Origin of the sequence: Kitasatospora sp. NPDC058965, from assembly GCF_042741245.1 — a bacterium.
In the GTDB taxonomy this organism is placed as follows: domain Bacteria; phylum Actinomycetota; class Actinomycetes; order Streptomycetales; family Streptomycetaceae; genus Kitasatospora.
The window spans coordinates 1-17,248 of sequence record NZ_JBHYKG010000178.1 but is presented as its reverse complement, the minus strand read 5'-3'; the positions used below and the strand labels follow the sequence as shown (position 1 = coordinate 17,248).

Genomic DNA, 17,248 nt, shown 5'->3' with positions numbered 1-17,248 from the left:
GCCAGGCGCCGGGGGCGGGCGCACCGGGCTGCGCCGGGGCGGCGGGCGGCGGCGCGGCCGGGGCCGCGGCCTGCGGGGCGGCGACGGCCGGAGCCTGCGGGGCCTGCGGGGCGGGCTGGTACGCCTGGGGGGCCTGGTACGGCTGGGGCTGCGGCGGGGCGGCCTGCGGGACGGGGGCGGGGGCCATCGGCGCGGCGGGGGCGGGGGCCACGGCCGGGCCGCCCAGGGTGGCACGGCGCTCCAGCTTGTCCACCCGGGCCATCAGCGACAGCTCGTCCGCGTACGCGCCCGGCAGCATCACCCGGGCGCAGATCAGCTCCAACTGCAGCCGCGGCGCGGCGTTCCCGCGCATCTCGGTCAGCCCGGTGTTGACGATGTCGGCGGCCCGGCTGAGTTCGGCCGAGCCGAACCGCTCGGCCTGGGCCTGCATCACCGCGACCCGGTCGGCCGGGGCGTCGATCAGGCCCTTCTCCCCCGCCTCCGGCACTGTGGCGAGGATCACCAGGTCGCGCAGCCGCTCCAGCAGGTCGGTGACGAAGCGGCGCGGATCGTGCCCGCCCTCCACCACCCGGTCGATCACCTGGAAGACGGTCGCCCCGTCCTGGGCGGCGAACGCGTCCACCACCTCGTCCAGCAGCGCGGAGTCGGTGTAGCCGAGCAGCGCGGTGGCCATCTGGTAGGTGACGCCGCCCTCGCCCGCACCCGCCAGCAGCTGGTCCATCACTGACATCGAGTCACGCACCGAGCCGGCGCCGGCCCGCACCACCAGCGGGAAGACCGAGTCCTCGACCTGGATCTGCTCGCGCCCGCAGACCTCCGCCAGGTAGTCCCGCAGCGTCCCGGGCGGAACCAGCCGGAACGGGTAGTGGTGGGTCCGGGACCGGATGGTCCCGATCACCTTCTCCGGCTCGGTGGTGGCGAAGATGAACTTGAGGTGCTCCGGCGGCTCCTCCACCACCTTGAGCAGCGCGTTGAACCCGGCCGAGGTCACCATGTGCGCCTCGTCCAGGATGAAGATCTTGTACCGGCTGTGCACCGGGGCGAAGAAGGCCCGCTCGCGCAGCTCGCGCGCGTCGTCCACACCGCCGTGCGAGGCGGCGTCGATCTCGATCACGTCGATCGAGCCGGGCCCGCCGGTCGCCAGGTCGGTGCAGCTCTGGCACTCCCCGCACGGGGTCGGCGTCGGCCCCTGCTCGCAGTTGAGGCAGCGCGCCAGGATCCGCGCACTGGTCGTCTTCCCGCACCCGCGCGGTCCGCTGAACAGGTAGGCGTGGTTGACCCGGTTGTTGCGCAGGGCCTGTTGGAGCGGAGCGGTCACGTGCTCCTGCCCGATGACCTCGGCGAAAGTCTCGGGGCGATAGCGGCGGTACAGGGCTAGGGACACGCCACCGACGATATCGGGACAGACCGACAAACGCGTCGCCCGTGGGCGCTCCGGAGCCTCCCGCAGAAAGACAGGACCCCTCGCGCACCCGCCAGAGCTCTCTTACCCTTGCTGCCTTCCGGCCCTGGGGGGGTTCAGAGAGATGACGCCACACGAGGGGCTGCCCCAAGAGTAGCGGATCCCGGGCCCGGCTCCCGCCAACACCCCCCGTCTGGGATCCCCAGGCCACCCCCTCCGCTCACCTGCGAGTTAGCCGGTCGCAACCACCCCTCGACATGGGCTAAGCTCTCCCACGGAGGATTCGCCTAGAGGCCTAGGGCGCACGCTTGGAAAGCGTGTTGGGATAAAACCCTCACGAGTTCGAATCTCGTATCCTCCGCCGGCAGAAGGCCCGGACCGCTCAGCGGCCCGGGCCTTCGTCGTTGTCCGGAGTTGTTCAGACACGGCGGCCGCCGGCGTCGGCAGCGCGTGTCCCGGATCACAGGACGGCCGGGACGGCGGCCTCGCGCCGCTGCACGCAGCCACCCGACAGTGGGCGGGGGCACGAGACCGGAGCCTCCTGAACAGGCTGCCCGATGCCTTCAGTGCCCGCTGCGGGCGCGAAGTCGAGGCTGTCACGCTGCTGGTCCACTTCGCTGGACGCAACCGCAGTCATGCGCCTCGAACGGAGGCGGTGATCCGCTCGGCGAGGAGCGTCGCGTCCTCGGCGACGCCCAGGAAAGTCGCCGACTTGCGGGTCCGCTGCCAGTGCACGCCCATGAAGTGCAGTCCCGGTATTGCCGTGCTGGATCCGTCGAGCTGGACCGGGAAGCCCATCGCGTCGAACGCCTCGGGAAGATCGACCCAGCGGGCGAAATCCGGGCGGAAGCCCGAGGTGAACAGCACCGTCCCGACGCCGGACAGGTCGAGCTCGGTCACCGGGGTGGCCACGAAAGGTGCCGCTTTCGGCAGGTCGGGCACGTGCCGGCCCTTGCGCTCCAGGCACTTCACGATCAGTTGGCAGATGTCGTCGTAGCGGGCGTCGCCGAAGGCGACGCTGGCGTCCAGGTCGTCCTCGAACCGTGCGACACCGTTCTGCGCGCCGAGGAAATGCCCGGCCAGCGTGACGCCGATGGCCTGCAGCGTCCGGTAGTTCAGGTCGTGGCCGCCGTCCCGGCCGCTGCACTGCAGATTGGCCAGCAGTCTCATCCGGGGGTCGGCGAGGTCTGTGACCTTGGCGGCGAAGAACGGTGTCTCCTCGATCCACGAGATCATGTCGCGGTCCTCGACCCGACGGGGGATCCACGGCGCGCGCCCACAGGCCAGGTGGACCCGTCGTCCGGCTTCGGCCAGTTCCTCGGCAATCTGGCAGCCGGTCTGACCACTGCCGACGACAAGCACCCCGCCGGGCGGCAGCAGCGTCGGATTCGCGTAGTCCTCCGCGTCGATCACGTGCGCCCGGTCCGGCAAGGTGCGCCACTCCGGCGGGCGGTGCGGTTTCTGGTAGCTGCCCACCGCAAGCACCAACTGACGCGCGAGCACCGGCCCGGCGGAGGTGGTGAGCCGGAAACCCCCGTGCGGGTCACCGTGGACGCCGGTGACGGCCACGCCCTCGCGCACCGGAGCCCGAAAGCCCGCGGCGTAGCCGACCAGTTGCCGGACGATCGCGTCCCTCGGCATGAACCCGTCCGGGTCGCCGCCGGCGTAGAAGGCGCCGGGCAGCCGGACCGTCCAGTTGGGGATCACCAGGCAGAAGCTGTCCCAGCGGCCCCGCCAGCTCTGTGCGACTCGCTCGCGCTCCAGGAGGACGTGCTCGACATCTGCCGCAGTGAGCTCGTGGCTGAGCGCGAGCCCGGCCTGACCCGCACCCACGATGACGACGTCGTGCGATTCGGGGTGGCTTCCTCCGTGCTCGCGCCGCAGACCCCGGTCGTCCATGGCGACCTCCCCTGGGTTGGCACACCGAACACTCGCATGGCGGCGCGAGAAGCCCCGATACCTTGATTGTCGACGGCCCATGCCTCAGCCGCCACCGAGCCGCTACGGGTGCGCCCCCGCCCGGAACGGGGCGAACCAGCTGTCCGTTGCGGCGCTGTCGTGACGGGAACCGACGCGGCCGGACCGAAGGATCCCGCCGCGAAGCCCCTTCGAGGCCTGCTGATCAGAAGCGGTTGAGGTTCTCGTCGTCAGGAAGGACCTTCACCGAGGTCGCCCGGTCCGCCTCGGTGGGGATGGCCGCGCCGGCTGCTTCCCGGAAGGCGGTGACCGCCTCGCCGTTCTCCCGCGCCCAGGCGGTGAGCAACCTGATGGGCTCCTCCAGGGTTCGCCCCAGGTCGGTCAGGGCGTACTCCACCCGCGGTGGCGCCTCGGCATACGCGTGCCGCTCGACGAGCCCGTTGGCCTGGAGCCGGCGCAGCGTCTGGGTCAGGACCTTGCGCGAGATGCCGCCGCTCAGCTCGACCAACTCGCCGTGGCGCAACGGGCCGTCGGTCAGCGCGAAGAGCGTGACCATGGACCACTTGCTGGCGATGATCTCCATGGCCAGGAGAGCGGGGCAGTCGGCGAGGAAGACGATTCCGGGTCGCAGGCTCACGCCCCGAAGGTTACCTGGAGGTACCTATCGGCCGCCTATCGTCGTCGAGGTGCGCACGTCCCTTGCTCGCCTCTCGCACGATTGAGGTTCAGCCGTGTTCGTCTCCCTTGCCGTCATCACTGTGTTCATGTCGGCCGTTCTCCTGGTATCGGCCGGGGCCAAGTCCCTGCGGACGCGCCACATCACCGAGCAGATGTCCACCCTCGGAGTGCCGCAGGGCATGATGAATTTCCTGATCGGCGCTCAGATCGCGGGCGCGGCCGGTGCGATCGCCGGACTCTGGTGGGGATCCGTCGGAATCGCCGCCGCGATCGGCCTGACGCTCTACTTCGCCGGGGCGGTCGCCTCCCACCTGCGAGTCGGCGACCACAAGGGCGCGCCTCCGGCAGCGCTCCTCGCCATCGCCTCCATCGCCCTGATCGCCCTGCGCGCCGCCACCCTCTGATCCACCGGGAGCTCCGGTGCGTCGTGGGCGTCACGGTGGGCCGGTGGTGACAGGCCCGGAAGCCTCGCATCCTCCGCCGGCGAAAGGCCCGGACCGCTCGGCGGTCCGGGCCTTTGTCGCCCCTCCTGCCCAGGCAGGACGTGGCATCGGACCAGCCATGCGCCGGGTCACTCAGTCTCTTTGGGATGCCCCGTGGAAGCGCGGACGATCCAGCAGATCCTGGCGTCCTGGTCCACCAGATACCAGATGCGGCCACCGCCGGTGACCTCGATCTGCCACTGCGGGAGTGACTGCCCCCGGTGGGAGCCCGAGGCGAGCTTGTGCTTCAACCTGCTGTGCCGTGGTGTCTGGACCACGGGGCTCGGGTTGGTCCGCATGGTCTTCCAGGCAGCAAGAGCGTTGCTGCGGGCCTGCTGGCAGAGGTCGTCCCACCCCTTGCCGGCCTCACTACTGGCGGCACGGACATCGAACTCGCCGTCACCGGGCGGCGGCGCCACCCGGTCTCCCCGCTTGGTCGTCACTCGTCATCCGCCACAGGCGGATTCACGCGGCCGTGGTCTTCACCACTGTCGGTGGTGAGGGCGGCGAACAGCTCGGGGTCGGAGTACACCTCGGCCGTGTGCTTCCAGGCCGCGATGACGGTCGCAATGGGGTCGACCACTCCGAGCGCGGTGCTCGCCTTGGCAGTTTCCACCAGCTCGACGAGGAACTCGCGCACCGCGTCGGTCGGGAGGAACCTGACCCAGGGGAAGGCCTGGGGAAAGACGTTGGTCAGCAGTGTCACCGCTTTCGGCTCGCTCTGCATGAGCGCGACGAACATGCGCGTGGTCGAGTCGACGATCTCGACCACCTGCTCCGCCCTGGCGGCGGTGGTCAGGTAGAGGTCCTCGTCGTCCCGGCGGGTGAGTCGGATGCCGTGTCTCGGCGCACGGTCCATCTTGGCAACGGTGTCCTTGGGCTTCTGGAGGAGCTCGGAGAACGTCGCTTGCGTCAGGCTCATACTTAGAAAGTAGTTCAGAACTCTGGCCACGTCCACGCTGTTCACCCGATCGCCGGGGACGTGGGGACACATCCCTCCCGAGTTCGAACCCCCAGGCCGGCCGGGTGAGCGCGTGTCCGGGATCACAGGGCGGCTCGCCGGGCTCGCGAAATGCGGTGGTGGTCGGAACGGTTGGGACCTGCGCGCCTTCCGTGCGTGCACATGTCGTCCGGCACCTCCGAGGAACACCCATGAACGACGCCGTACCGCCCGCCGCCTCCCGTGCGGCCGCGCTCCTGTCCCGGCCCGTCACCCTGAACGGCCTGACCGTCCCCAACCGCATCGCGATGGCGCCGATGACGCGGATGTTCTCCCCGGGCGGCGTGCCCGGCGAGGACGTGCGGTCGTACTACGCCCGGCGGGCCGCTGCCGGGGTGGGCCTGATCGTCACCGAGGGGACCTACGTCGGCCACGAGTCGGCCGGACAGAGCGACCGGGTACCGCGGTTCCACGGCGAGGAGCAGCTGGCCGGGTGGGCGGAGGTGGCCGACGCCGTGCACGCGGCGGGCGGCACCATCGTGCCGCAGCTGTGGCACATCGGCATGGTCCGCAAGCAGGGTGACCCGCCGTACGCCGACGCCCCCGCGGTCGGCCCGTCCGGCATCCGGGTCGACGGCACCGAGGGTGCCGGCCGGGCGATGACCCAGCGCGACCTGGACGACGTCATCGGTGCCTTCGCCGAGGCCGCCGCCGCGGCCGAGCGGATCGGCTTCGACGGCGTCGAGCTGCACGGCGCCCACGGCTACCTCGTCGACCAGTTCCTGTGGGCGGGGACGAACCGGCGCACCGACGCGTACGGCGGCGACCACGTGGACCGGACGAAGTTCGCGGCCGAGATCGTGGCCGCCGTCCGCGCGAGCGTCTCGGCCGACTTCCCGGTGATCTTCCGGTACTCGCAGTGGAAGCAGGAGGCCTACCGCGCGCGGCTGGCCGAGACCCCGCAGGAGCTGGAGGCGATCCTGGCCCCGCTCAGCGCGGCCGGCGTCGACGCCTTCCACGCCTCCACCCGCCGCTACTGGATCCCGGAGTTCGACAACTCCGAGCTGAACCTGGCCGGCTGGACCAAGAAGCTCACCGGCAAGCCCACCATCACGGTCGGCTCGGTCGGCCTGGACGGCGACTTCCTGCGTGGCTTCATGGGCGAGGGCGCCCCGGTCCAGGGCATCGACGACCTCCTCGACCGGATGGAGCGCGAGGAGTTCGACATGGTCGCGGTCGGCCGCGCGCTGCTCCAGGACCCGGACTGGGCCGCGAAGGTGCTGGCGGACCGGTTCGACGAGCTGAAGCCGTACGACGCGGCCGCGCTGAAGACGCTGAGCTGAGGCAGGAGGAGAAGAGGAAGGGGAAAGGGGGAGGCCCGGTCCGGGCCTCCCCCCGTCCGCCCGCCCGCGGCGGGTACCGGATGATGGGTGCACCGGACGTGAGGGGTGGCGCAGTGGCAGGGAGCGGATCCAGCGGGTCGCAGACGGACACCGTGCAGGCAGCCGCCCCGCCCGACGGCGGGACCGCGGCGGCGCCGGACGGCGGCGGGCGGCGGCGCCGGTCGGTGCTGCGGCGGGTGGCCGTGCTGGTCCTCGTGCTGCTGGTGCTGTGCGTGCCGCCGTGGTGGACCCTGTTCGCCGCCGGTGCGCAGTGGCCCGGACCGGTGTTCGTGGCCGGCACGGTGCTCCTCGCCGCCTGGCTGGTCTCCTTCCCGTTCCTGATGGTCGCGGGCCACCGGTCCGCGCGCAACGACCGGGCGGCCCGGGTCGCGGACACCTCGCTCGGGGTGGTCTGGGTGCTGTTCACCTGGTCGGTGCTGGGCGGTCTGGCGGACCTGGTGCTGGGCGGGCTCGACGTCGGCGGGGTCGACCGGGCCCGGGCGGTGGCCGTGGCCGTCGCCGCGGTCTCGGCCGGACTGCTGGGCTGGGGCCACTACGAGGCGATGCGGGTGCCGCGGGTGAAGCGGCTGGACGTCCTGCTCCCGCGGCTGGGCGCCGGGCTGGACGGGACCAGGGTCGTGCTGCTGGCCGACACCCACTACGGGCCGATCGACCGGGCGGCCTGGTCGGCGCGGGTGGCCGGGGCGGTCAACGCGCTCGACCCGGACGTCGTGGTGCACGCCGGCGACATCGCCGACGGCACGGCCGCCCAGCGCCGCGAGCAGTCCGCGCCGCTCGGCGCCATCCGGTCGCGGCTGGCCAGGGTCTACGTGACGGGGAACCACGAGTACGGCAGCGAGGCGCAGGGCTGGCTGGACCGGATGGCGGAGCTGGGCTGGGAGCCGCTGCACAACCGGCACCTCGTGGTCGAGCGCGGCGGGGACGCCCTGGTGCTCGCCGGCGTGGACGACGTGACGGCGGAGTCCTCCGGACTGGACGGGCACCGCGCCGACCTGACCGCCGCGCTGGTGGGGGCGGACCCGGACCGGCCGGTCCTGCTGGTCGCCCACCAGCCCAAGTACGTCCCGCAGGCCGCCGCGGCCGGCATCGACCTGCAGCTCTCCGGGCACACCCACGGCGGCCAGATCTGGCCGTTCAACTTCCTGGTGCGGATCGACCAGCCGGTGGTGCACGGCCTGAGCCGGCACGGGGAGCGGACCCAGCTCTACACCAGCCGGGGCACCGGCTTCTGGGGGCCGCCGTTCCGGGTCTTCGCGCCGAGCGAGATCACCGTGCTCACCCTGCGCTCGCCCGCGGCGTCCGGCGCGAACTGAAGAGCGGCACCAGCGCCGGGTCGTTGAAGGCGGTGATCCGGGCGATCCGGGCGCCGTCGAGGGTGAGCACCTGGACGCCGTAGGGCTCGGCACCGCGGTGCACCACGAAGGCGGGCTGGCCGTTGGCGCCGGTGGGGGTGAACCGCCAGCGGTCGGGGCGCAGCACGTGGCCGGCCAGGAAGCCGAGGACGGCCGGGCGCCCGGCGAACCAGGTCGGGGTCGGCGGCATCTCCATCGCCACGTCGGCGCGCAGCAGGTCCACCAGGGCGTCGGCGTCGGCCCGGGCGAAGGCGTCGACGTAGCGGTCCAGCAGGGTGCGCCGGGTCCGTTCGTCCGGCTCGGCCAGCTCCTCCTGGACCGGACCGGCCTCGGTCAGCCGGGCCCGGGCCCGGCGCAGGGCGCTGTCCACGGCCGCACCGGTGGTCTCCAGCAGGTCGGCGACCTCCTCGGTGCGGAAGGCCAGCACGTCGCGCAGGGTCAGCACCGCGCGCTGCCGGGCGGAGAGGTGCTGCAGGGCGGCGATGAAGGCCAGCCGCACGCCGGCCCGCCCGCCCACCACGGCCGCCGGGTCGCCGGCGCCGAACAGGGTGTCCGGCGCCGGCTGGAGCCAGGCCACCGCGGGCTCGCGGGGCGCCACCGGGGCCCGGTGGTCCTCCTCGGGCGCGCCGAGGCCCGAGGGCATCGGCCGGCGGGTCCGGGTCTCCAGCGCGGTCAGGCACGCCGTGGTGGCGATCTTGTAGAGCCACCGCCGCACCGAGGAGCGGCCCTGGAAGCCGTCGAAGCCGCGCCAGGCCCGCAGGTAGGTCTCCTGCACCAGGTCCTCGGCGTCGTGCACCGAGCCGAGCATCCGGTAGCAGTGGGCGAGCAGCTCCGACCGGAACGGCTCGGTCTGGGCGGCGAACTGGGCGGCTGACGGCATCGCGGCTGCTCCACGGGCGACGGTGGCGTCCACGCTAGCGGGTGGCGCCGGCGAGCGGCTGCAGGCCGGTCCCGGTGCCCTGGTACTCGGGGGCGCCGTCCGGGTCCAGGACCGCCTCGACCAGCGCCTTGGCGAACTGCGCCGGGGTGAGGATCGGCTGCCGGGCCGCGACGAAGGCCGTCTCGTCGACGCCCGCGCGCGCCGCGTAGCCCTCGATCGCCACCGCGCCGATGCCGGTGCCCGGGGTCATCTGCGGCAGCACCGAGACGAACCGCAGGCCCAGCCCGGCCCGCTGCGCCTCCTCGGCGGCGTACTGGCGCAGGAAGCGGACGGCGGCCTTGGCGCTCGCGTAGCCGCCGCTGAGCGGCGAGCCGCCCAGCACGGCGCCGCTGGAGAAGGAGACCACCACGCCGCCCGGGGCGAGCGGCCGGCGCAGCGCCGCCGTGGTCCAGGTGAAGACGTGCCGGGTGTCGGTCTGCCAGTTGGTGCTGAAGCTCTCCCAGGTCTGCTCCTGGACCGGCGCCATCAGCGGGTGCGCGCCGGCGGCGAGCACCAGCAGGGTGGGCCGGTGCTCGCGGAGCACGGACTCGGCGAGCGCCTCGTCGGTCGCGTCGCCGACCAGCGGCGTGAAGCGGTCGCCGAGCTCGGCGCGGACGGCCAGCAGGTCGGCCTCGCCGCGGGCCAGGCCGAGCACCCGGTCGCCGCGGGCGACGAGTTCGGCGGCGACGGCCCGGCCGAAGCCGCGGCTGGCTCCGGTGACGACGGCGGTGTGGACGGTTTCGGACATCGGGCACCCCACGGTGGTGGTGAGTGGAATCGGTCGCCGTCAAGACCGGTGGGGCCGCCGGAATCCGTCACCGCCGAGATGTGATGTGCGTCACATCCGGTCGATCAGCACCTGGACCCCGTCCAGGATCCGGTCCAGCCCGAACTCCAGCGGGTCCGCGGCGGACGGGGCGAACGCGCCGTCCGCGACGGCCCGGGCCAGCGCCGGGAAGCGGTCGGCGTGCCGGTCGAGCAGCTCGCCGGTGAGCCGGTTCCACTCCTCGTCATGAGCCGCGTCGAAGTCGAGCAGCTCCTGCGCGTGGGTCCGCACGAAGCCGGCCACCAGGACGAAGACCCGGTGCCGCTGGGCCGCCGGCAGGCCGGTCGGCTCCAGCGCCGCGAGCGCCGCCTCCAGCCAGCCGAGCTGGTGCGGACCGATCAGCTGACGGCGCATCGCGGTGGCCGCGAGCAGCCAGGGGTGCGCCCGGTGGACCCGGGCGGAGCAGCGCGCCCACTCCACCATCCGCTCCCGCCAGCAGTCGCCCGCCACCGCCAGGTCGGGCAGCTCGGCGAGCACGGACTCCACCATCAGCTCGACCAGTTCGGTCCGGCCGGGCACGTAGCGGTAGAGCGCCATCGCGGACACGCCGAACTCGGCGGCCACCTTGTTCATGGACAGCGCCGCCAGCCCCTCGGCGTCGGCGACGGCCACGCCGGCCCGGGCGATGCCCTGCGGCGTGAGGCTCGGCCGGGGCCCCCGGGTCGGCCGGTCCTGCTCGCCCCAGAGCAGGGCGATCCCCGCCCGCAGGTCACGGGGCTTCTCCTTGGCCATGCGGCCCTCCTTCGGTCCTCGCGGTTGACGCCGCGTCAGAACTGTATATACCGTAAACCTAACTGCTGATGGCATAAACAGTTTGGGGGAACCACCATGCTCGCCACCGTCCTCGCCGCCTGCGCCACCGCCCTCGCCGCGCCCGCCGCCGGTCTGCTCGGCCACCGCGCGGTCCGGCGCGCCACTCTCGCGAAGCGGCTGCGGATCACCGGCGCCCGCGGCATCGACGAGTCCGGGTTCGTCCGGATCGGCGGCCTCGACCAGTGGGTCTCGATCCGCGGCGAGAGCCTGGACAACCCGGTGCTGCTGGAGATCCACGGCGGACCGGGCGCCTCCAACCTGGTCTTCGTCCCGCGCACCCGGGCCTGGGAGCGGCACTTCACCGTGGTGCGCTGGGACATGCGCGGCGCCGGCCGGACCTTCGCCGCCGCGCCCCACGGGCAGGGCGAGTTGAGCCTGGACCGGCTCCACCGGGACGCCGTCGAGCTCACCGAGCACGTCCGCGCCCGGCTCGGCGTGGCCGAGGTGGTGCTGGTGGCCAACTCGCTCGGCAGCGCGCTGGGCCTGCGGCTGGCCCGCAGCCGCCCCGAGCTCTACTCGGCCTACGTCGGCACCGACCAGCTGGTGGTGGCCGGCGGGCGCGACCGGTCCGCCTACGACGGCCTGCGGGACCGGCTCGACCGGGCGGGCAGGCGCAAGGAGCTGGCCGCGGTCACCGCGACGGGCGCCGACCGGGTCCGCTGGACCGGCCCGCAGTTCAACGCGTTCACCAAGCTGGCCCTGACCACCGATCCGCTCTCCCGCGACACCATGAAGACCGTGGTGGTCCGCTCGCTCTGGTTCTCCCCGCTGCACACCCTGCGCGACCTGCGCGCCTACCTGAAGGCCATGGCCTTCTCCGAGCCGCTGGCGCTGGAGGCCTTCGCGATCGACGAGTGGGCCGAGGGCACCGCGTTCGCCGTCCCGTTCTTCGTCTTCCAGGGCGAGGCCGACGTGCTCAACCCGGCTGCCCCGGCCCGGCGGCTGTTCGACGACGTGACCGCGCCGGTCAAGGCCTTCGCCCTGCTCCGAGACGCGAGCCACTTCGCTGCCTTCCGCCACCCCGACCGGTTCCTGGAGCTGCTGCTCACCGAGGTCCGCCCGGTGGTCACCGGCGCGGCGCGGCCCACCCGTTGAGCCGTCGGCCCGGTGGCGGTCAGACCGGCGAGGGACGGGCCGCGAGCGCGGCCTCGAACTCCTCCGGCCTGATCGCGCCGGAGGCGGCGGAGAAGAACAGCTCGACCAGTTCGGGGCGCTCGGCCACCCGGCGGAAGAACGCCAGCGCCTCCTCCTGGAGGTTCAACTCGGCGGTGGCGAGGGCGGCGTGGTAGCCGCCCAGGGCGTAGCCGTGCAGCGCGTCCGCGTAGCCGGACAGGGCCCGGTCCGGATCGGGCCCGGCGGCCAGCGCGTCGGCGAGCAGCTGGGCCTGCAGGAAGGCGTCGCTGATGCCCCAGGCGGTGATCGAGTCCTTGTGCACGGCCGCGTCGCCGACCAGCGCCCAGCCCGGCCCGGCGGCCCGCCGGATGACGTTGCGCTGGTCGCCGGTGCCGTACAGCCGCTCGGTCAACTCGGCCGTGCGCAGCCGCTCGTACAGGTCGGGCTGGTGCGCGCGGACGGTCTCCAGGTACACCTGGAGCGGGCGCTGCCGGGCCCGGGCGAACTCCTGCTGGCGCAGGTAGCAGGTCACCAGGGTGGCGCCGTTGGTGCCGGTCCAGCCCACCATGGCGCCGTCGGCCAGCGTCAGCGACAGCACGTTGTCGGCCGGCAGGTCCCAGAACCCGTAGTAGGCGCAGCTCCTGGGCGGGGCACTGGCCAGCACCTCGGCCCCGACCAGGCCCGCCACCCGCGACCGCATCCCGTCGGCGCCGACCACCAGCGGGGCGTGCTCGGCCGACCGGGCGCCGCCGGCCGTGCGGCAGCGCACGCCGGTCACCCGGCCGTCGGTCCACAGCAGTTCGTCGACCGCCGTGCGGTCGCGGAACTCCGCGCCCGCCGCCACCGCGGCCTCGACCAGCAGCTGGTCCAGCAGGTGGCGGCGCGGGGCGTAGGCGGCCCGCTGGCCGCGCACCGGACGGCTCGACCCGGTCAGCAGCAGGTCGCCGACCCGGTAGGCGGTGCGCTCCAGCGGCGGGCAGCCGGTGGCCCGCAGCGCCTCCAGCAGTCCCCAGTCGGCGAGCGCGGCCACCCCGGGCAGCTGGATGTAGAGGGTGGACAGGGTGTCCTTGGGGAACCCCGCCCGGTCCAGCAGCAGCACCCGGCGGCCCTGCCGGGCCAGCAGCAGCGCGGTGCCGGCCCCGGCGCAGCGGGCGCCGACCACGATCGCGTCATACCCGCTCATGGGCCCACCCGTCCACGTCGCGCAGCACCGCGGTGAGCGGCGGGCAGAGCCAGCCGTCCGCCTTCCCGGTGGTCCAGCTCAGGCCCGGCTCGGGCGGCACCACCTTGACCCCCGGGCGCGCCTCCAGCGCCGCCACGTGGCCGGCCATCACCGGGGACTCCCAGCCGCCCGGCGGCAGCGAGGGGGCCACCCCGACCGGCGCGCCGGTGCAGTGCAGCGCCAGCAGGCTGGGCGAGTCCGCCAGCCCCAGCGCCAGTCGGGCCGTGTAGTGCATGGTCGCGGGCCAGACCACGGCCAGCTCGGCCCAGCGCGCCCACTCCACGTGCCGCGCGCCCGCGGTGTCGCTGCCCGGCTCCCAGGCGTCGTCCAGCACGGGGCGGCCGGCAACGGCGTGCAGCGCCTCCTTGCTGACGAACCGTCCGGCCGACCTGGTCAGCACCACCTGCACTTCCAGCTCGGGCTGCTGCCGGCGCAGCCAGAACAGCTCGGTGGGCAGGTGCGCGACCATGATCGAGCCGGTCGCCACCAGCAGCAGCCGGTGGCTGCGCAGCGCGAGCGGCTGCTGCGGCGTCCGCCCGCTCATCCGGCGGCCCCCGCGACCAGCACGCTGCACAGGTGACCGGCGCCCGGTTCCGGGCGGCGCACCACGCCGGCCCGGGTGTCCAGCACCGCCCGGTGGCCGGCCGCGCCCAGCGCCGCCAGCACCGTCCGGGCGCTCCAGCCGGCCCGCACCAGCAGCGAGCCGTACCCGGCCCCGGCGGCGCCCGCGTCGCCGAACCAGAGCAGCGCCACCGCGGCGCCCAGGCCGCCGAGCAGGTCGGCGGAGCCGGGCAGCGGGGCCGCCCCGCCCGGGAGGTGCAGCCCGGACCCCGCGACGGCGACCAGCACCTCCAGGCCGCCCCGCCCGTCCGCCCACCGCGCGCACCGGTCGACGGCCGGCAGCAGCCCCTGCACCGACACCTCGACCGGCGCGCCGAGCTCCGCCGCCGCGGTCCCGGCCGGCCGGAGCCGCAACGCCTCCTGGTACAGGTCCAGCTCACTCACCAGCGGCATGCGCCACCTCCCGGTACACCCCGACCACCACGGCCGGCAGTTCCTGATCCGCCCCCAGTTCGAGCAGCTCGCCCAGCGCGGGGTCGCGGGGCGCGGTCACCAGCAGCCGGCAGCCGTCGGCCGCCCGCTGCAGCTGGGCCAGCACCGCCCCGACCTCCAGCAGGCCGACCCGGTGGCTCGCCGGGCCGCGCCCGCCGTAGTGCCGCACCGGCGTGGCGACCAGGACCAGGGCCGCCAGCGGATCGCCGGGCAGCCCGAGCCCGACCGCCGGGCCGCTCACCCGGGTGGCCACCAGCTGCCGGGACGGCGGGTCCCAGAGGTGCACGGGGTACGGCGACCCCGGGAGCCCCAGCAGGTAGCAGTCCACCCCCTCGACCGGTGCCGGCCCGGTCAGCAGCGGCCGCAGGAAGGCGGGGAGCCGGTCGAGCGGCAGCTTCGGCGAGGCCTCGTACTGGGACTGGATCCGGGACGAGGGCCGGGCCGGGCCGCCGCGCGGCCGGTCGGCCCAGGGCGTCCAGCCCACGGCCCGCTCGTACCGCGCGGCCGACAGGCCGTCCGCCGCCGGCCCGCCGGGCAGGCAGTGCGCGCAGTCCGGCTCCGGGAGCAGCAGCAGCACCTCCTCGCGCAGGTCGGCCGTCGTGGTGCGGACCACCCGGCCCACCGTCGCCGGCGGGGTGAGGACGGACAGCAGCGCCAGCACCTCCCCGCAGACCAGCCCGGCCGCCAGCTCCACGGCGTCGGCGGGCAGCGCCCCGCGCACCGTGCCGCGGTCGGCCCGGGCCCAGCAGGACGGGCAGCTCGTCCAGCGCGGGTGCAGGAACGGGCCCAGTTCCAGCCGGTCACCGTCCCCGGCGAACCGCAGCACCGGGATCCCGCGCGCCCACAGCCCGGCCGCCAGGGCGGCGAACCCGTCGGCGTCCTGCTCGCAGAGCACCACCAGCCGCTGCGGCTCCTCGGGGACACCGGTGGCCCGGAGCACCGCCGGCACGCCGCTCTCCCGCAGGCAGTCGGCCACCGCCGCGGCCACCGGACCGGTGCCGACCACGGTGACCCGGCCGTCCGCCAGCGCCGCCGTCACCGCGCCGACCTCGGTGTGCCGCCCGGTCAGCCCGAGGGTGCGGGACAGGTAGGCGTCGGTCGCGGCCACCGGCACCGGGCCCGGCGCATCCGGCCGGACCCACTCGACCAGGCCGCCCCGGTCCAGCAGCCGCAGCGCCCGGACCACCTCCGGCTCGCTCACCCCGACGCCCGCGGCCAGCGCGGCGATCGGGTGCTCGCCGTCCAGCAGGTCGAACAGCCGCGGCAGCAGCTCGGTGGCGGCCGTGCCGGTGAAGACCTGACGCCTGGTCACCCCCTCGACCAGCAGCGTGTCCGGACGCCGGACCACGGCCAGGCCGCGGACCAGCCGGGGTCGCCGCTCGGTCCCGTCGCGCGGCCCGGTGGCCGCCGCCGCGCTCACCGCGCGCTCCCGGCGGCCGACGGGGCCGGCCGCCGCAGCGAGCGGACCAGCTCGGCCACCGTCCCGTCGGCGCCCAGCCGGTCCTGCCGCCCGCACCGCGGGCAGCCGTGGCACCCCAGCGTCCGGTGGGTGGAGAGCCGGCCCCCGGCGGTGTGGGCGGAGAGCACCAGCCCGGGGTCGCGCAGCCGCAGCGCCTGCTGGGCGAGGCCGACCGCGAGCCGCACGTGGTGCGGCAGGTGGCCGCTGACCCCGAGCTGCGGATCGGCGGCGTACGCCTCGGTCACCGCCCGCGCCGAGGCGGAGTCCGGCCGGTGCTGGGCCCGGCGGGCCAGGTAGCAGCGGTGGCACGGCCCGTCCGGCGGCGCCAGCCACGGGCCGACCACCACCCGCGGGTCCTCCAGGACCACCGGCAGCCAGGGCCGGCCCGCCGCGAAGGCGGCCTCGTCGATCCGCTCGCCGAGCTCCTCCAGCGGCCGCCAGAGCGCCACCACCAGGACCTCGGGCGCACCGGGCAGCGGCTGCCCGCCGGTGAGCTGATCGACGGTCAGCGCCGTCGCGCCGAGCGTACGGGCGCACCGGTCGCGCACCGCCGCCCCGAACTCCCCGACGCCGGCCACCCCGACGCGGTCCCACTGCACGGCTCGGGCCATGGACTCCGCTTCCTCCTCCGGACGCACTGCTCACTCCTCGGCCGGGATGCCCAGCGCGAACTCCCCGACCGACGACTCCTCCAGCGGGTCCAGCCCGGTGAGCTCGGCGAACGCCGCCGAGTCGCCGTTGCCGAGCCCGCAGCCGCCCAGCCGCATCGCGGTCGCGGCCAGGTACATCGCCTCGTAGAGCACCCCGACGTTCTTCAGGCCGGCCGTGTAGGCCAGGCCGCGGTACTTCCAGGACAGCCGGTTGAACCGTGCGGCGAGGATCACCACCACCTGCGGGACCGAGCGCTCGCCCATGCAGGTGGCGGCGTTGCGCACCTGGTCCAGCACCGCCGAGCGGTCCGCCGTGACCAGGGTCAGGCCGTGCGGCACCGGCTCGTAGTGGTAGATGCCGGGTGCCAGCCCCCGGCAGCGGGTCACCGCCAGGTACAGCTCCAGGTCGTGGCCGCCGCCGGCCGACGGCACCGGCCGCCTGGTCCAGTCGTACGGCACCGCGTCGTTGGCCGGGACCTCCCGGCGCACCCGCACCGTCCGGTGCAGGAACTCGCCGAGCTGACCGAGCGTCAGCGAGCCGGTGCCGTACCGCCGCACCGACCGGCGGCCCTCCATCACCGCGGCGAGCGGCGGGTCCTGCTCCTGCAGCAGGTCCGGGTCGGGTTCCGGCAGCGCGATCACCGGACCGGTGACCGGCTTCACGGCCGCCGGCGGCGCGTACCGCTCCCGGAACGGGAAGGTGGCGCCGATCGGCAGGCCGCTGAAGCCCCGCCGGCTGTGCCAGTGGGCCAGCACGTCGTGGAACTCCCGCTGGGCGGCCACCGGGTCGGCCTCCTCCGGCAGCCGACCGGCCCCGTCCAGCACGCCGACCGCCCCGGCGGCGACCAGCAGCTCGACCAGCTCCGGCACCACCGCGGCCGGCAGCCCGGCACCGTCGGGCAGGTCGGCGGCGGCGTCGAGGTCGGCGCCGATGCGGCGGGCGGCGGCGCGGCGCTCGGAGGTGAGCTGGCCGAGGCAGTCGCGGAGTTCGCCGACGCCGTCGCCGGTGAGGGCGGAGA

At 74.6% G+C, this 17,248-nt stretch carries 18 protein-coding genes, 1 tRNA gene and 1 other RNA gene; 5 read left to right on the top strand and 15 right to left on the bottom strand.

Annotated features, from left to right (window positions below):
* Together ACFW1A_RS25895 and ffs are read right to left on the bottom strand one after the other, a co-directional pair.
* Positions 1 to 1,384 (bottom strand): DNA polymerase III subunit gamma and tau (locus tag ACFW1A_RS25895; protein WP_380412420.1); only part of this gene is annotated, 1,384 nt, incomplete at its 3' end.
* Positions 1,385 to 1,452: 68 nt separating this feature from the next.
* Positions 1,453 to 1,549: signal recognition particle sRNA small type (gene ffs / locus ACFW1A_RS25890), an RNA gene on the bottom strand.
* Positions 1,550 to 1,678: 129 nt separating this feature from the next.
* Between ffs and ACFW1A_RS25885 the strand changes: the two genes are divergently transcribed.
* Positions 1,679 to 1,763 (top strand) — tRNA-Ser (locus ACFW1A_RS25885).
* A gap of 272 nt (positions 1,764 to 2,035) precedes the next feature.
* Here the strand turns inward: ACFW1A_RS25885 and ACFW1A_RS25880 are convergent.
* Both ACFW1A_RS25880 and ACFW1A_RS25875 read right to left on the bottom strand, forming a co-directional pair.
* Entirely contained in the window at positions 2,036 to 3,301 is a 1,266-nt protein-coding gene (locus ACFW1A_RS25880) for an NAD(P)-binding domain-containing protein (RefSeq protein ID WP_380412418.1), read from the bottom strand.
* A gap of 223 nt (positions 3,302 to 3,524) precedes the next feature.
* Complete coding sequence (locus tag ACFW1A_RS25875) at positions 3,525 to 3,902, bottom strand: winged helix-turn-helix transcriptional regulator (protein WP_380412422.1); 378 nt, start codon at positions 3,900 to 3,902, stop codon at positions 3,525 to 3,527.
* A gap of 148 nt (positions 3,903 to 4,050) precedes the next feature.
* Here ACFW1A_RS25875 and ACFW1A_RS25870 point away from each other — a divergent pair, with 148 nt between their 5' ends.
* Entirely contained in the window at positions 4,051 to 4,401 is a 351-nt protein-coding gene (locus ACFW1A_RS25870; RefSeq protein WP_380412416.1) for a DoxX family protein, read from the top strand.
* A gap of 167 nt (positions 4,402 to 4,568) precedes the next feature.
* On the opposite strand, the gene ACFW1A_RS25865 is transcribed toward ACFW1A_RS25870, so the two are convergent.
* Positions 4,569 to 4,922, bottom strand: a complete 354-nt coding sequence (locus ACFW1A_RS25865) for a hypothetical protein (protein WP_380412414.1) — start codon at positions 4,920 to 4,922, stop codon at positions 4,569 to 4,571.
* A complete protein-coding gene (locus ACFW1A_RS25860) occupies positions 4,919 to 5,401 on the bottom strand; it encodes a hypothetical protein (protein ID WP_380412412.1) in 483 nt (160 codons plus the stop codon). Before ACFW1A_RS25860 ends, ACFW1A_RS25865 begins: the two co-directional genes overlap by 4 nt.
* 230 nt (positions 5,402 to 5,631) lie before the next feature.
* On the opposite strand from ACFW1A_RS25860, the gene ACFW1A_RS25855 reads away from it, so the two are divergent.
* Both ACFW1A_RS25855 and ACFW1A_RS25850 read left to right on the top strand, forming a co-directional pair.
* Positions 5,632 to 6,762 (top strand): NADH:flavin oxidoreductase, encoded by a 1,131-nt coding sequence (locus ACFW1A_RS25855; protein ID WP_380412410.1) that lies wholly within the window; start codon positions 5,632 to 5,634, stop codon positions 6,760 to 6,762.
* A 113-nt stretch (positions 6,763 to 6,875) separates the two neighbouring features.
* Positions 6,876 to 8,135 carry a metallophosphoesterase gene (locus ACFW1A_RS25850; protein ID WP_380412408.1) on the top strand — a complete coding sequence of 420 codons (1,260 nt, stop codon included), beginning with the start codon at positions 6,876 to 6,878 and terminating at the stop codon, positions 8,133 to 8,135.
* Here ACFW1A_RS25850 and ACFW1A_RS25845 read toward each other — a convergent pair.
* From ACFW1A_RS25845 to ACFW1A_RS25835, 3 genes are all read right to left on the bottom strand, one after another.
* Complete coding sequence (locus ACFW1A_RS25845; protein WP_380412406.1) at positions 8,098 to 9,054, bottom strand: RNA polymerase subunit sigma-70; 957 nt, start codon at positions 9,052 to 9,054, stop codon at positions 8,098 to 8,100. The genes ACFW1A_RS25850 and ACFW1A_RS25845 overlap by 38 nt on opposite strands.
* Positions 9,055 to 9,088: 34 nt before the next feature.
* Positions 9,089 to 9,841, bottom strand: coding sequence for an SDR family oxidoreductase (locus tag ACFW1A_RS25840; RefSeq protein ID WP_380412404.1), 753 nt, complete (start codon positions 9,839 to 9,841; stop codon positions 9,089 to 9,091).
* A 90-nt stretch (positions 9,842 to 9,931) separates the two neighbouring features.
* Complete coding sequence (locus tag ACFW1A_RS25835; protein ID WP_380412402.1) at positions 9,932 to 10,651, bottom strand: TetR/AcrR family transcriptional regulator C-terminal domain-containing protein; 720 nt, start codon at positions 10,649 to 10,651, stop codon at positions 9,932 to 9,934.
* A gap of 96 nt (positions 10,652 to 10,747) precedes the next feature.
* On the opposite strand from ACFW1A_RS25835, the gene ACFW1A_RS25830 reads away from it, so the two are divergent.
* Complete coding sequence (locus ACFW1A_RS25830) at positions 10,748 to 11,827, top strand: alpha/beta fold hydrolase (RefSeq protein ID WP_380412399.1); 1,080 nt, start codon at positions 10,748 to 10,750, stop codon at positions 11,825 to 11,827.
* Positions 11,828 to 11,846: 19 nt separating this feature from the next.
* Here the strand turns inward: ACFW1A_RS25830 and ACFW1A_RS25825 are convergent, their stop codons facing one another.
* From ACFW1A_RS25825 to ACFW1A_RS25800, 6 genes are all read right to left on the bottom strand, one after another.
* Positions 11,847 to 13,028: an FAD-dependent monooxygenase gene (locus ACFW1A_RS25825; protein ID WP_380412396.1), complete on the bottom strand. Its 1,182-nt coding sequence runs from the start codon at positions 13,026 to 13,028 to the stop codon at positions 11,847 to 11,849.
* Entirely contained in the window at positions 13,015 to 13,611 is a 597-nt protein-coding gene (locus ACFW1A_RS25820; protein ID WP_380412393.1) for a flavoprotein, read from the bottom strand. The genes ACFW1A_RS25825 and ACFW1A_RS25820 overlap by 14 nt, the downstream gene beginning before the upstream one ends.
* The gene (locus ACFW1A_RS25815; RefSeq protein ID WP_380412391.1) at positions 13,608 to 14,081 is read right to left on the bottom strand and encodes a hypothetical protein; all 474 of its coding nucleotides are present in this window, start codon (positions 14,079 to 14,081) and stop codon (positions 13,608 to 13,610) included. The genes ACFW1A_RS25820 and ACFW1A_RS25815 overlap by 4 nt, the downstream gene beginning before the upstream one ends.
* Positions 14,065 to 15,540 carry a hypothetical protein gene (locus ACFW1A_RS25810; protein WP_380412388.1) on the bottom strand — a complete coding sequence of 492 codons (1,476 nt, stop codon included), beginning with the start codon at positions 15,538 to 15,540 and terminating at the stop codon, positions 14,065 to 14,067. The genes ACFW1A_RS25815 and ACFW1A_RS25810 overlap by 17 nt, the downstream gene beginning before the upstream one ends.
* Positions 15,537 to 16,190 (bottom strand): TOMM precursor leader peptide-binding protein, encoded by a 654-nt coding sequence (locus ACFW1A_RS25805; protein ID WP_380412385.1) that lies wholly within the window; start codon positions 16,188 to 16,190, stop codon positions 15,537 to 15,539. Before ACFW1A_RS25805 ends, ACFW1A_RS25810 begins: the two co-directional genes overlap by 4 nt.
* 30 nt (positions 16,191 to 16,220) lie before the next feature.
* Positions 16,221 to 17,248: SagB family peptide dehydrogenase (locus ACFW1A_RS25800; RefSeq protein WP_380412381.1), on the bottom strand; the 1,028-nt coding region annotated here is incomplete at its 5' end.

Coding starts and splice junctions, on each gene's coding strand:
- ACFW1A_RS25880 (WP_380412418.1), bottom strand. CDS start 3,301: ATGGACGACCGGGGTCTGCGGCGCGAGCACGGAGGAAGCCACCCCGAA.
- ACFW1A_RS25875 (WP_380412422.1), bottom strand. CDS start 3,902: ATGGAGATCATCGCCAGCAAGTGGTCCATGGTCACGCTCTTCGCGCTG.
- ACFW1A_RS25860 (WP_380412412.1), bottom strand. CDS start 5,401: ATGAGCCTGACGCAAGCGACGTTCTCCGAGCTCCTCCAGAAGCCCAAG.
- ACFW1A_RS25855 (WP_380412410.1), top strand. CDS start 5,632: ATGAACGACGCCGTACCGCCCGCCGCCTCCCGTGCGGCCGCGCTCCTG.
- ACFW1A_RS25845 (WP_380412406.1), bottom strand. CDS start 9,054: ATGCCGTCAGCCGCCCAGTTCGCCGCCCAGACCGAGCCGTTCCGGTCG.
- ACFW1A_RS25840 (WP_380412404.1), bottom strand. CDS start 9,841: ATGTCCGAAACCGTCCACACCGCCGTCGTCACCGGAGCCAGCCGCGGC.
- ACFW1A_RS25835 (WP_380412402.1), bottom strand. CDS start 10,651: ATGGCCAAGGAGAAGCCCCGTGACCTGCGGGCGGGGATCGCCCTGCTC.
- ACFW1A_RS25830 (WP_380412399.1), top strand. CDS start 10,748: ATGCTCGCCACCGTCCTCGCCGCCTGCGCCACCGCCCTCGCCGCGCCC.
- ACFW1A_RS25825 (WP_380412396.1), bottom strand. CDS start 13,028: ATGAGCGGGTATGACGCGATCGTGGTCGGCGCCCGCTGCGCCGGGGCC.
- ACFW1A_RS25820 (WP_380412393.1), bottom strand. CDS start 13,611: ATGAGCGGGCGGACGCCGCAGCAGCCGCTCGCGCTGCGCAGCCACCGG.
- ACFW1A_RS25815 (WP_380412391.1), bottom strand. CDS start 14,081: ATGCCGCTGGTGAGTGAGCTGGACCTGTACCAGGAGGCGTTGCGGCTC.
- ACFW1A_RS25805 (WP_380412385.1), bottom strand. CDS start 16,190: ATGGCCCGAGCCGTGCAGTGGGACCGCGTCGGGGTGGCCGGCGTCGGG.